Annotated in this window: 13 protein-coding genes; 3 read left to right on the top strand and 10 right to left on the bottom strand. The window is 40.2% G+C overall.

Features of this window, described 5'->3' with window-relative positions:
• Nucleotides 1-273: 273 nt before the first annotated feature.
• Nucleotides 274-711, top strand: coding sequence for a hypothetical protein (locus H5118_RS16650; protein ID WP_182692459.1), 438 nt, complete (start codon nt 274-276; stop codon nt 709-711).
• Here H5118_RS16650 and H5118_RS16645 read toward each other — a convergent pair.
• The 8 genes from H5118_RS16645 to H5118_RS16610 all read right to left on the bottom strand — a co-directional run bounded on the left by H5118_RS16645 (nt 694) and on the right by H5118_RS16610 (nt 7,721).
• Nucleotides 694-1,362, bottom strand: coding sequence for a hypothetical protein (locus H5118_RS16645; RefSeq protein WP_002962577.1), 669 nt, complete (start codon nt 1,360-1,362; stop codon nt 694-696). The genes H5118_RS16650 and H5118_RS16645 overlap by 18 nt on opposite strands.
• 90 nt (nt 1,363-1,452) lie before the next feature.
• Nucleotides 1,453-3,288 carry a DUF885 family protein gene (locus H5118_RS16640; protein WP_182692460.1) on the bottom strand — a complete coding sequence of 612 codons (1,836 nt, stop codon included), beginning with the start codon at nt 3,286-3,288 and terminating at the stop codon, nt 1,453-1,455.
• A gap of 79 nt (nt 3,289-3,367) precedes the next feature.
• Nucleotides 3,368-4,504 carry a radical SAM family heme chaperone HemW gene (gene hemW, locus H5118_RS16635; protein WP_002962575.1) on the bottom strand — a complete coding sequence of 379 codons (1,137 nt, stop codon included), beginning with the start codon at nt 4,502-4,504 and terminating at the stop codon, nt 3,368-3,370.
• Nucleotides 4,501-5,100, bottom strand: coding sequence for an XTP/dITP diphosphatase (locus tag H5118_RS16630; protein WP_039488314.1), 600 nt, complete (start codon nt 5,098-5,100; stop codon nt 4,501-4,503). Before H5118_RS16630 ends, hemW begins: the two co-directional genes overlap by 4 nt.
• A gap of 4 nt (nt 5,101-5,104) precedes the next feature.
• Entirely contained in the window at nt 5,105-5,548 is a 444-nt protein-coding gene (locus H5118_RS16625) for a DUF4426 domain-containing protein (RefSeq protein WP_154903714.1), read from the bottom strand.
• A 60-nt stretch (nt 5,549-5,608) separates the two neighbouring features.
• On the bottom strand, nt 5,609-6,142 hold the full coding sequence (locus H5118_RS16620) for a YggT family protein (protein WP_002962568.1): 534 nt from the start codon (nt 6,140-6,142) through the stop codon (nt 5,609-5,611).
• Between the two features lie 26 nt (nt 6,143-6,168).
• Nucleotides 6,169-6,990 (bottom strand): pyrroline-5-carboxylate reductase, encoded by an 822-nt coding sequence (gene proC, locus H5118_RS16615; protein WP_039488316.1) that lies wholly within the window; start codon nt 6,988-6,990, stop codon nt 6,169-6,171.
• Nucleotides 6,991-7,007: 17 nt separating this feature from the next.
• The gene (locus tag H5118_RS16610) at nt 7,008-7,721 is read right to left on the bottom strand and encodes a YggS family pyridoxal phosphate-dependent enzyme (protein ID WP_165723833.1); all 714 of its coding nucleotides are present in this window, start codon (nt 7,719-7,721) and stop codon (nt 7,008-7,010) included.
• Nucleotides 7,722-7,723: 2 nt separating this feature from the next.
• Here H5118_RS16610 and H5118_RS16605 point away from each other — a divergent pair, with 2 nt between their 5' ends.
• Nucleotides 7,724-8,764 (top strand): type IV pilus twitching motility protein PilT, encoded by a 1,041-nt coding sequence (locus H5118_RS16605; RefSeq protein ID WP_024596218.1) that lies wholly within the window; start codon nt 7,724-7,726, stop codon nt 8,762-8,764.
• Between the two features lie 9 nt (nt 8,765-8,773).
• Nucleotides 8,774-9,910 carry a PilT/PilU family type 4a pilus ATPase gene (locus H5118_RS16600; protein ID WP_024596219.1) on the top strand — a complete coding sequence of 379 codons (1,137 nt, stop codon included), beginning with the start codon at nt 8,774-8,776 and terminating at the stop codon, nt 9,908-9,910.
• Between the two features lie 74 nt (nt 9,911-9,984).
• Here H5118_RS16600 and ruvX read toward each other — a convergent pair whose 3' ends face one another.
• Nucleotides 9,985-10,434 carry a Holliday junction resolvase RuvX gene (gene ruvX / locus H5118_RS16595; protein WP_182749537.1) on the bottom strand — a complete coding sequence of 150 codons (450 nt, stop codon included), beginning with the start codon at nt 10,432-10,434 and terminating at the stop codon, nt 9,985-9,987.
• A gap of 37 nt (nt 10,435-10,471) precedes the next feature.
• Nucleotides 10,472-11,029 carry a YqgE/AlgH family protein gene (locus tag H5118_RS16590; RefSeq protein ID WP_002961948.1) on the bottom strand — a complete coding sequence of 186 codons (558 nt, stop codon included), beginning with the start codon at nt 11,027-11,029 and terminating at the stop codon, nt 10,472-10,474.
• Between the last annotated feature and the right edge of the window lie 82 nt (nt 11,030-11,111).

The raw sequence follows: 11,111 nt of genomic DNA, 5'->3' as shown, positions 1-11,111 counted from the left end.
TTAATCGCGGCGTGAGGTTTGTAACCTAGCGGGCTAAGTAAAAACCGAGCAAAGCTTCCGCGTCCTGCTCACGCCCCTTACCTACATCCATGTAGGCAACAAAGAGTAAATTGCCCCTAGGCAGAACCCTTCGGCAGCGCATGTTTGGCATTTATTCCACGTTACCGCCTATTTATGGGAAATAACCACGCTGCATAGGCTCTGCCTTGCCTAAATACCAAACATACTGCTGTAAATTTAACCTCGAAAGATAAGCAGGCCCTAGGAAATAATATGTCAGAGTCTAAATATGGTCAGTTTGTACTGGCGCCCCGTTCGTATTTTTTCACTGCTATAGCGAGCGTAGTATTTGCGTTTAAAGGCTTTAGTTATAATGCATGGCGGATGGAGGCAAGTGAAGATAACAATAATACACGCATTGCTAGCTTTCAAATTTTACAAGAACTAGCCGAGCTTATTGTATTTGCGGCACATTACGATAATAACAAAATAGATGGCAGCCCCAGAAAAGGCTGGGTTAAAGTTAACTTAATTCATGACTTAAGCTACTTAGCCGTTGATAAAGTACATTTAAAAACAAAAGACTTACAAAAGGTCTGGCAAACAAATTGGCCAAATATGGTTGATCACCAAAGTGCTGCGCAATCTATTACACATGCCATAGACAGTGTGCGTACAGAAGTTGTGAGTGAATTAAAGCGCCTTGATTAAGTGAGCAACTTGCGCCGTTGAGCGTTGCAAGTAAGCGGCGCTCAGTAAAATTGTGGTCTCGTTAACTTTTTGCCCTTTTATTACGTTGGCAAGCTGTTGTTTAGCGTTAGGATTTTGTTTTTGCTCTATTTCCATTAATGCTAACAAAGCTGAAAATTCATGCTTTACCGGTGTGCTAGGTTTATTTGCATAGGCTATGTAGCAGGCAACCGGTGTTAAGCCATGAGAGTTGGGCTGCGCCAGCGCTTTAGCTAACTCATCATTTGATTCAAACAACATCAAAGAGCGCACATAGTTAAATGGCAGCTTTGTCGCATCGGCATGCTTAAACACATTGTGCAGTACGTTATTTCCTTGTGTATCTTGTACTAAAAAGCCTTTATTTACTTTCAGCGCAGGGGTAAAAAAGCTCAATGCGTCAATATTAGTGAGTTGATTAATAAATGGAGAAGGCGCTGTGTTAGAGCTTAATATCCGCGTTGCTATGTTTTGCATAAAGTCATACTTAACACTCAACCGTTGGGCGCTGTCATATAAATGGTTAAGCTGCAAAGTTTGCTGAGCAGGGCTTAACTGCTTAAAGTCGTTATCGAGCTCATTTAACTGTTGCTTTGAAATACGCGCATTAAGTAGTTGTATGCTTAAATCCATTATTATTTCCAAAAATCTTTTTTACTACTATAAAACAAAAAAGGCCGCAAATGCGACCTTTCATATTTAAAGCAATTGTTTAAATTGGTTTTAAGCTTTTTTGCTTGCTACCCATTCATTAACAAAGTTCTCTAGTACATTTAGTGGTACAGGACCATTTTTAAGTACTACGTCGTGGAACTGGCGAATATCAAACTTATCACCCAGTTGCTTTTTAGCGTCTTCACGAAGCTCTAAAATCTTAAGCATACCCACTTTATAAGCCGTTGCTTGTGAAGGCATTACAATGTGACGCTCAACCATTTTAACACCGTCAGATGTTGCATTAGGCGTGTTATTCACGTAGTAATCAATACCTTCTTGGCGAGTCCACTTCATCGCGTGAATACCCGTATCAACCACTAGACGACATGCGCGCCATAGCTCCATTGAAAGACGACCAAAATCTGAGTAAGGGTCTGAGTACATGCCCATTTCTTTAGGAATAAACTCTGAGTATAAACCCCAACCTTCAATATATGCTGTGTAGCCACCAAATTTACGGAACTTAGGAACGCCTTCTAGTTCTTGCGAAATAGCGATTTGCATGTGGTGACCCGGAATACCTTCGTGGTAAGCAAGTGCTTCCATTTGATATGTTGGCATAGCTTCCATGTCATAAAGGTTAGCGTAGTAAATGCCTGGGCGTGAACCATCTGGAGCTGGCTGTTGGTAAAATGCCTTGCCCGCAGCTTTTTCACGGAATGCTTCAACTGCTTTTACTTTTAAATCAGCTTTTGGTTTAACAATGAATAACTCATCTAAGCGTGTTTTCATTGTATCAATAAGTCCAGTGGCTTCATCAAGGTAGCGTTGCTTACCTTGTGCATCATTAGGGTAGTAAAATTGTTTGTCAGTTTTCATAAACTGCATAAACGCTTTTAAGTCGCCTTTAAAGCCTACTTTATCTTTAATTTCACGCATTTCATCATGAATACGTGTCACTTCAGATAAACCAATTGCATGAATTTCTTTAGCCGTTAAATCTGTTGTTGTAGTGCGCTTAAGTGCGTTGTTATAAAACGCTTCGCCATCTGGTAATTTCCATGCGCCATCGCGATCATCAGCACGCTTCTCAAGCTGCGCTAGGTAATTAATTAGCTTAGAGTAAGATGGTTTAACAGCCGATTTTAATGCATCTGATGCATCGCTGATTAATGAGTCTTTTTCGTTTTGGTTAATTTCAAGCGCTGTTACTTTTCGTTTAAAGTCAGCAAGCAATGTAGAATCATCGCCTTTTTCAAACGGTGCACCGTGAATAATGTTTTTGCTTGAATCAATAACATGCGGGAATACAAATTTAGGGGCTATGATGCCTTTTTCTGCACGTACAGTTAAATCAGCGATAAGCTGATCAATAACACCAGTTACACCATTTAGGCGTGAAATGTAGTCTTTAGCTTCTTTTACATTACTAATTGAGTGCTGATTAATTAAAAACGCAGGGATCATAGAATGTGTACCAAACATCTGGTTCACAGGGTAATTATGGTAGCGCCATTTAAAGTCAGCAATTGAGCTTTCAAGATCCTGTTTTTTTAAGTCGTAGCTAACTTTTGTTGCATCATCTAATAGATCACGATTAATTGCTTTTAATGCAACTAGGTCAGCTTTTGTTTGTGCTAAATCTTTAAGCTTTCTTTCTTCGCTGCCATCGTCCCATTTATCGTAATCTTGCTTAATCCCCATGTATGTTTGATATACAGGGCTGCTCATTACATCGCGGTTAAATGTATCTTCAAAAAATGCATTGGCTTTGTCTATTTCACTTTGTTGTGATTGAACTGCTTGTGCAATAGGGGCTGAAGTAGATTGTTGTGTTGTTTGCTGGCAACCAGCAAGTAGTGCAACGCTTACTGCGGCCGCAATAAAAGTGAGTTTACGCATTGTTTTCCCTTTTGTTGTTAGAAACCCATTAGGGTGATTTATATTTATTAGTTTTATATTGTTGTGCAGTGCCTTAGCGCTACACAAACAATTCTAGCAGGTCATTTAAAAAGCGATGACCTTTTAAGGTTACCTGCCAATGGCTGTCTGTTTGAGTCAATAAACCTTTATTTATTGCTTGGTTTAATGCACTTTGCTGACTTTGCAGCGGCAGTGTTGTTAGTTTATTAAAGTCATTAATTGGGCAAGGCTCAACAAGGCGAAAGCGATTCATAAAAAATTCAAACGCTAAATCGTCTTGCTCTACATGCCAGCTTTTATACATATATGGTTTAATTAAATCCATATAGCCGCGTGGATGTTTAACCTTTTCGGTACGCGTTATAAGCCCTGTATTTGCATCAGTAACCTTACCATGTGCGCCGCAGCCAATACCGAGATAATCGCCAAAACGCCAATAATTTAAGTTATGTTGGCATTGATAGCCCGGTTTTGCATAGCCCGATATTTCGTATTGCACGTAACCTGCTTGCGCGAGTAACTCAACCCCTTGTTCTTGAATGTCCCACAGTGTTTCATCTTGTGGCAAGGTAGGGGGCTTTGAAGCAAACTGAGTATTGGGTTCAATAGTTAGTTGATACCAAGATATATGCGGTGGATCGAGCGCTATTATTTGTTTTAAATCACTCAGAGCATCATCAAGTGTTTGCCCAGGTAAGCCATGCATTAAATCAAGGTTAAAGCTATTTAAACCGGCTTCTTTAGCTTGTTGCGCGGCATAGTTTGCCTCGTCGCTGCCATGAATCCGACCAAGAGCTTTTAACTTGTCGTTTTGCATGCTTTGCACACCGATAGAAATACGGTTAATGCCTGCTTTTACGTAATCTTTAAAGCGACCTGTTTCTACTGTACCAGGGTTGGCTTCAAGGGTGATTTCGCAGTGTTCTTCAAGCCCAATTAAGTTGTCGACTTCATTTAATAAACGGGTATAAGCTGCACCAGTTAATAAGCTTGGTGTGCCGCCACCAATAAAAATGCTGTGAATTTTACGTCCTTGCACTAAGTGCAAATCTGCTTTTAAGTCATCAATTAAGTGTTGAACATATTCAGCTTCAGGTATTTCACCTTTTTGTCCGTGGCTATTAAAATCGCAGTACGGGCATTTTTGCACGCACCAAGGCACATGCACATATAAGCTCAGTGGTGGAAGGTTCACAGGCCGCCTTTTTGCTGTAGTTCTAGTAATAATTTTTGCAGCGCTTGTCCGCGATGACTCACTGCATTTTTTTGCTCTTTTGTAAGCTCAGCACTCGTACAATTTTTCTCTGCTACAAAAAACACAGGATCGTAACCAAATCCACCGTTGCCATTTTGAGTGAGCGTAATTTCGCCCTCCCAACTAGCACTACAAATAAGCGGAGTAGGGTCGTCTGCGTGGCGCATTAACACCAGTACACACCAAAAACGTGCACTGCGAATAGGATTATCACCTAAATCTACGAGTAACTTATCAATGTTATCTTGATCGCTGGCACCTGGGCCTGCAAAACGGGCTGAGTAAACACCGGGTGCGCCATTTAGGCCATCAACTTCCAAACCTGAGTCATCGGCAATAGCAGGCATGCCAGTAATTTTAGCAGCATGGCGCGCTTTAATAATGGCATTTTCAACAAAGGTAGTGCCGGTTTCGGCAACTTCACCTACGTTAAAATCGCTCTGTGGAACTACATTAATATTCAAAGGGCTTAGCATGTTAGCTAGCTCTTTTACTTTGCCAGGGTTACCTGTAGCAAGTACTAAAGTTTTGGTCATGTTATTAATCTACGTAAAATTTTTGCTGAAACTGTAATTTTTGAAATTGATTACTTTGTTGTATTTCAATCTCAAAGCGTAAAATCTCTTCGTTGGTGTAATCAACTTGGGCAAGGTAATAAATTGACTCACCTTCTTTTACTTCTTTAAAAGTAAGCGTTTGTTTGTTGCCAAGTAGGTTTTTAGCTGTGCCTGTAAGCTTTGCCGTTTGTGCTGTTTTATCGGCATCATTTTTTAATATAGAAATGTTTACAACCCCTTTGTAGCCACTGCGCTCAAGGTTGTACGCTTTTGCTATTTTTGGCTGAATAAAAGTAGAAGGAAAGGCGATGTAATGCACTTGCCAAGGGCCAAGCTCTTTGTATTGTGCGCCCTGCATTTCTTCGCTTTGCGCGTTAAATGCAAATGCTAAACAAGCAATAAAACAAAACTTAATTAAACGGTTCATTATGTATTCCTCAAAACATATAAAAAAGAGGCCTTTGGGCCTCTAATTAAAAAATCCATATTAGACTAAAAAATCCATAAGCAGCATTTGCAAAAACTGAATACCAATAATAAGCACTAAAACTGATAAATCTAAGCCACCCATTGATGGTAATATTTTACGAATTGGTTTTAGCATTGGTTCAGTAAGCTGGTGGAAAACCGCTTCTATAGGGTTATAGCCTTGGCTAACCCAACTTAAAATAGCGCGAATAATAAGTACCCAAAATACTAAATTAAGGCCTTCTTTTAGTACCGTTATAAGTGCTTGAATAAGTACAGGCTGTATTGCCCACGCATTATATATAACAAGCATTAAAGTACTAATTTTGGCTACAGCCACTATAAATGCCAGCAACAGAGATGCTAAATCAAGTCCGCCAAACCCCGGAATGATTTTACGCAGTGGCTTTACCGCAAACGAAGTGGCTTTAACCACAAACTGGCTCATTGGATTATAAAAGTCGGCTTTTGCCCACTGCAGCCAAAAGCGCAGTAATACCACCATTAAAAACAAATCAAACAGGGTACTGATTAAAAATTGCATGGCATTCATAGTGTAACCTTCAATAAAAAGTGGTTTTAAAGTTCTTTTTCCATTTGCTCTGCACGCGCAATACACGCATCCATTGCATCGCCAACGGTTTTAGTTAAGCCTTCGTCTTTTAAGTGCTCAACAGCTGCGTGAGTAGTGCCGCCTTTAGATGTTACGTTTGAACGTAGTTGCGAAATACTAATATCAGGCTGGCTAAGTGCCATTTCGGCAGCGCCAAGGGCTGTTTGTTGTACCAGGCGACGAGCGTCTTCATCGTTAAAGCCCAGCGCTTTTGCTTTTTCTTCTATGGCTTCCATAAATAAGAAAAAGTAAGCAGGTGATGAGCCGGTTACAGCAATAATATCGTTAATTTGTGACTCTTTTTCCACCCATACAACAATGCCCGTGCATTCAAAAACTTGTTGTACAAATTCGTGTTCGCTTGGTGTTTCGCCCGCACCATATAAACCTGATACTCCGCGACCTAATAAAGATGGCGTGTTTGGCATGCAACGTACCATTTTAACGTCTTGGCCTAGCATTTCACGCAAACGTTTTACAGTTAAGCCCGCAGCAACAGAAATAAACAGTTTATCGCTAAAATCTACGCCCGACTCTTGAAACGATTTACATAAATCGCCCATCATTTGTGGTTTAACAGACAAAACAATTACATCAGCATCGCGCAGGGCTTCGTTATTGTCACTGGTGGTTTGCACCTTGAAATCAAATGCTACCTTTTCAAGCTTTTCTTGGTTGCGGTTAGTCGCAATTATGTTACTTGCGTTAAAGCCGTTTTTTACCATGCCACCAATAATGGCGTAGCTCATATTACCTGTGCCTATAAATGCGATTTTTTTATCTGACATAAATCTGTTATCACCTTTTAAGTTCGTGTTCCAAAAATGTCTGTGCCGATCCTTACCATGGTTGAGCCTGCGCTAATGGCAGCTTCAACATCGTTACTCATACCCATCGACAAAGTATCTACTTGAGGATATTGGGTCTTTAGTTTATCAAAGCAAGTTTGTAATTGCTCAAAAGATTGAATTTGCGTATCCAGTTTGTCGCTTTTAGCGGGAATTGCCATTAAACCTCGAAGTGTTAAGTGCTCACATTGGTTAATATAATCGGCAAGTTCATCTATTTCATCGCGGCGGCAACCTGACTTTGCTTCCTCATTACTTATATTTACTTGAATAAGTATATTAAGAGGTGGTTTATCGTTTGGGCGCTGGGAATCTAATCGCTTTGCTATTTTTATGCGATCAACACTTTGCACCCAATCAAAGTTAGCAGCTACTAATGCACTTTTATTTGATTGAATAGGGCCAATGAAATGCCAAATGATGTCGCTATATGACTGTAGTTGAGCTATTTTATCTATAGCCTCTTGAACATAAGATTCACCAAATTCGCGCTGACCATGCTCATAAGCTGCAATAATATCTTCGCTTGGTTTAGTTTTAGACACTGCTAGTAGAGTAACTTCGTTAGTGTTTCGCTGTGTGTTTTTTGCCGCGTCTGCAATTCTAGCGTAGGCGGATGTGAGTCGTTCTGCTATTGTAACCATATATTTATCAGTTAGTTGTGGAGTCATAAATGGATATTACCGAATTATTAGCGTTTAGTGTGCAACACAAAGCATCCGATTTACATTTATCGTCGGGTGTTTCACCTATGATACGCGTAGACGGTGATGTTCGCCGCATTAATATACCAGCCCTTGCAGACAAAGACGTAAACAGTCTGGTTTACGATATTATGAACGATAATCAACGCAAGGACTACGAACAAAACCTCGAAGTGGATTTTTCGTTTGAAGTGCCTAATTTAGCACGTTTTCGTGTGAATGCGTTTAACTCTAATCGCGGGCCTGCTGCGGTATTTCGTACCATACCAAGTGAAGTGTTAACGCTTGATGATTTAGGTGCGCCAGATATTTTTAAAACAATCTCTGATACCCCACGTGGACTCGTGTTAGTCACAGGGCCAACGGGTTCTGGTAAATCAACAACACTTGCCGCTATGGTCGATTATATAAATCAAAATAAACATCACCATATTCTAACAATAGAAGATCCAATCGAGTTTGTTCACGATAATAAATTAAGTTTAATTAACCAACGTGAAGTTCACCGCGATACACATAGCTTTTCAAACGCGCTACGTAGTGCATTGCGTGAAGACCCTGATGTAATACTTGTGGGTGAGTTACGTGATTTAGAAACAATTCGTCTTGCAATGACTGCTGCCGAAACGGGTCACTTAGTGTTTGGCACGCTACATACAACATCTGCACCAAAAACTATTGACCGTATTATTGATGTATTCCCAGGTGAAGAAAAAGCTATGGTGCGCTCAATGTTATCTGAATCTTTACGTGCGGTAATTTCACAAACACTGCTTAAAAAAATTGGTGGTGGGCGAGTTGCAGCACACGAAATTATGATTGCAGTTCCTGCTATTCGTAACTTAATTCGTGAAGATAAAATTGCACAAATGTATTCGTCTATTCAAACCGGTGCGTCTGTGGGCATGCAAACAATGGATCAGTGTTTAACTAATTTAGTTAATCACGGTATTGTTACAAATACGGCAGCGAAAGAAAAAGCGCAAGACAAAACACAATTTGGTGGGTAAGAAATTATTATGGCTTTATCTTTAAACGACTTTTTACTCATAATGATTGAGAAAAAGGGTTCTGACCTATTTGTATCGAGTCAGTTACCTGTAAGTGCAAAAATAAACGGTGAACTAACAGCTCTCAGTGACGATAGACTGACTGATGAGCAATCGCTTGAGTTAGTAGAATCTGCAATGAGCGAGAAGCAAAAAGCAGAGTTTCATACAACGAAAGAGTGTAACTTTGCGATTGCTACCGACGAAGGGCGTTTTCGTATTTCTGCTTTTTGGCAGCGCGATAGAGCAGGTATGGTTATTCGCCGTATTGTGACGCAAATTCCTGATGTGAGTGATTTAGGTCTGCCGTCTACGCTGACAGATGTAATTATGTCTAAACGCGGTCTAGTCTTGTTTGTAGGTGGTACAGGTACGGGTAAATCGACCTCACTAGCTGCACTTATTGGTTATCGAAACCGTAATCAACGAGGTCATATACTGACCATTGAAGATCCGATTGAGTTTGTTCATGAGCATCGTAAAAGTATTATTACTCAGCGCGAAGTAGGGCTTGATACAGAAAGCTTTGAGTCGGCACTTAAAAGCTCATTACGCCAAGCTCCAGATGTTATTTTGATTGGTGAAATTCGATCGCAAGAAACCATGGAATACGCCCTAAGCTTTGCTGAAACCGGGCACCTGTGTGTTGCAACACTACATGCTAATAATGCGAACCAAGCGATTGACCGTATTATGCATTTAGTACCAAAAGAAAAACACGATAAGCTTAAGTATGACTTAGCACTTAACTTACGTGCCATTGTTGCTCAGCAATTAGTGCCGACTGCTGATGGTGAAAGCCGTGTTGCAGCTATTGAAATATTGCTTAACTCACCAATGGTCGCTGAACTGATTAAAAATGGTGATATTGGCGGAATTAAAGAGGCAATGGCTAAGTCGAAAGAAATGGGCATGCAAACCTTTGACCAAGCGTTATTTGAGTTGTACAGACAGCAGCGAATTAACTACGCTGATGCACTGCACCATGCTGACTCGCCAAATGATTTACGCTTAATGATAAAACTGCGCAATAACGAACAACAAGGTGCGGGCTTTTTACAGGGCGTTACTATTGATGGCCTTGATGATAAAAATAGCGATCAATAATTTAAAAGTAATTAATAAAAAAGCGCCAATTGGCGCTTTTTTTATTTGTATTAAGGGTTGTTTATATAGCCAGTTTATTCACCGTAACTAGATTCAAAAAAGCTTTCTAAAATAATAACCGCAGACATATTATCTACGTTACCTTTACCTAAGTTTTTATAGCCGCCACTTTCAAAAAGTCGCGCTTTAGCATCCGCTGTCGTTAAGCGCTCATCCCGTGTTTGCACAGGAATGCCATAATGATTATGCAATCTGTTGGCAAACTTTTTTGCTTTAAAGGTAACCTCTTGTGATGTTCCATCCATATTTAGTGGTAAACCAACAACCATTAAGTCAGGCTGCCACTCGGCTACTTGTACGGCGATATGGTCCCAGTTAGGAATGCCATCTTGTGCTTTTACAGCCTTAAGGCTAGACGCACTGCCGGTTAACTCTTGCCCAATAGCAATACCAATACTTTTGGTGCCAAAGTCAAAGCCCATTACAGTGCGTTCGCCTTGCGGCTTAAGCGATTTTTTTGTCATGTGTATCTTGTTTAAGTTTGCTAAGGGTTAGTTACTATTATGCGTGACCAGCTTCAGGGCTGAGTTGGCTAATATCAAAGCCCAACATTGAAACTGCTTTTTCCCATCGTTTTTCAACGGGGGTATCAAAAATGATCTTCGGATCGGCTTCTATGATCAACCAGCTGTTATCAAGTAACTCTTGTTCGAGTTGTCCTTGCTCCCACCCTGAATAACCAAGTGTAATAATAAACTGCTCTGGTGCTTGTGCAGTGGTTAAGTTTGCTAGAACGTCTTTTGAGGTAGTGATCATAATATCGCTACTGAGTTTTTGACTTGCTGAATAACCCGATTGGGGAGAGTGCAGTACAAAACCACGGTCAGTTTTAACGGGCCCACCTGCAAACACACTTACTTTTGCTGCGTTTTGCGTTTTGTCGTTATCAATTTCTATTTTATCTAAAAGTTCGCCAACAGTAACATCAATAGGTTGGTTTATTACCAAGCCCATAGCCCCATCTTCATTGTGCTCACAAATATAGGTAACAGCACGTTTAAAAAAAGGGTCTTGCATTGACGGCATCGCGATTAAAAAATGATTTTCTAATGACTGCATAGATTTCACCCTTTTTAGTTAATGAACTTTGAGTATGGCATAGTTATTTAAATTGACATAAAAAGCCCATTAATTGCATGAA

Origin of the sequence: Pseudoalteromonas sp. SR41-1 (assembly GCF_014164015.1) — a bacterium.
GTDB classification, from domain to species: Bacteria; Pseudomonadota; Gammaproteobacteria; order Enterobacterales; family Alteromonadaceae; genus Pseudoalteromonas; species Pseudoalteromonas distincta.
Note: the sequence above shows the minus strand (reverse complement) of the source record. Positions and strands in the feature narration are given on the sequence as shown.

Bases quoted from the DNA above. Each gene is read 5' to 3' on its own strand.
- H5118_RS16650 (WP_182692459.1), top strand. From the start codon at position 274: ATGTCAGAGTCTAAATATGGTCAGTTTGTACTGGCGCCCCGTTCGTAT.
- H5118_RS16645 (WP_002962577.1), bottom strand. From the start codon at position 1,362: ATGGATTTAAGCATACAACTACTTAATGCGCGTATTTCAAAGCAACAG.
- H5118_RS16640 (WP_182692460.1), bottom strand. From the start codon at position 3,288: ATGCGTAAACTCACTTTTATTGCGGCCGCAGTAAGCGTTGCACTACTT.
- H5118_RS16630 (WP_039488314.1), bottom strand. From the start codon at position 5,100: ATGACCAAAACTTTAGTACTTGCTACAGGTAACCCTGGCAAAGTAAAA.
- H5118_RS16625 (WP_154903714.1), bottom strand. From the start codon at position 5,548: ATGAACCGTTTAATTAAGTTTTGTTTTATTGCTTGTTTAGCATTTGCA.
- H5118_RS16620 (WP_002962568.1), bottom strand. From the start codon at position 6,142: ATGAATGCCATGCAATTTTTAATCAGTACCCTGTTTGATTTGTTTTTA.
- proC (WP_039488316.1), bottom strand. From the start codon at position 6,990: ATGTCAGATAAAAAAATCGCATTTATAGGCACAGGTAATATGAGCTAC.
- H5118_RS16610 (WP_165723833.1), bottom strand. From the start codon at position 7,721: ATGACTCCACAACTAACTGATAAATATATGGTTACAATAGCAGAACGA.
- H5118_RS16605 (WP_024596218.1), top strand. From the start codon at position 7,724: ATGGATATTACCGAATTATTAGCGTTTAGTGTGCAACACAAAGCATCC.
- H5118_RS16600 (WP_024596219.1), top strand. From the start codon at position 8,774: ATGGCTTTATCTTTAAACGACTTTTTACTCATAATGATTGAGAAAAAG.
- ruvX (WP_182749537.1), bottom strand. From the start codon at position 10,434: ATGACAAAAAAATCGCTTAAGCCGCAAGGCGAACGCACTGTAATGGGC.
- H5118_RS16590 (WP_002961948.1), bottom strand. From the start codon at position 11,029: ATGCAGTCATTAGAAAATCATTTTTTAATCGCGATGCCGTCAATGCAA.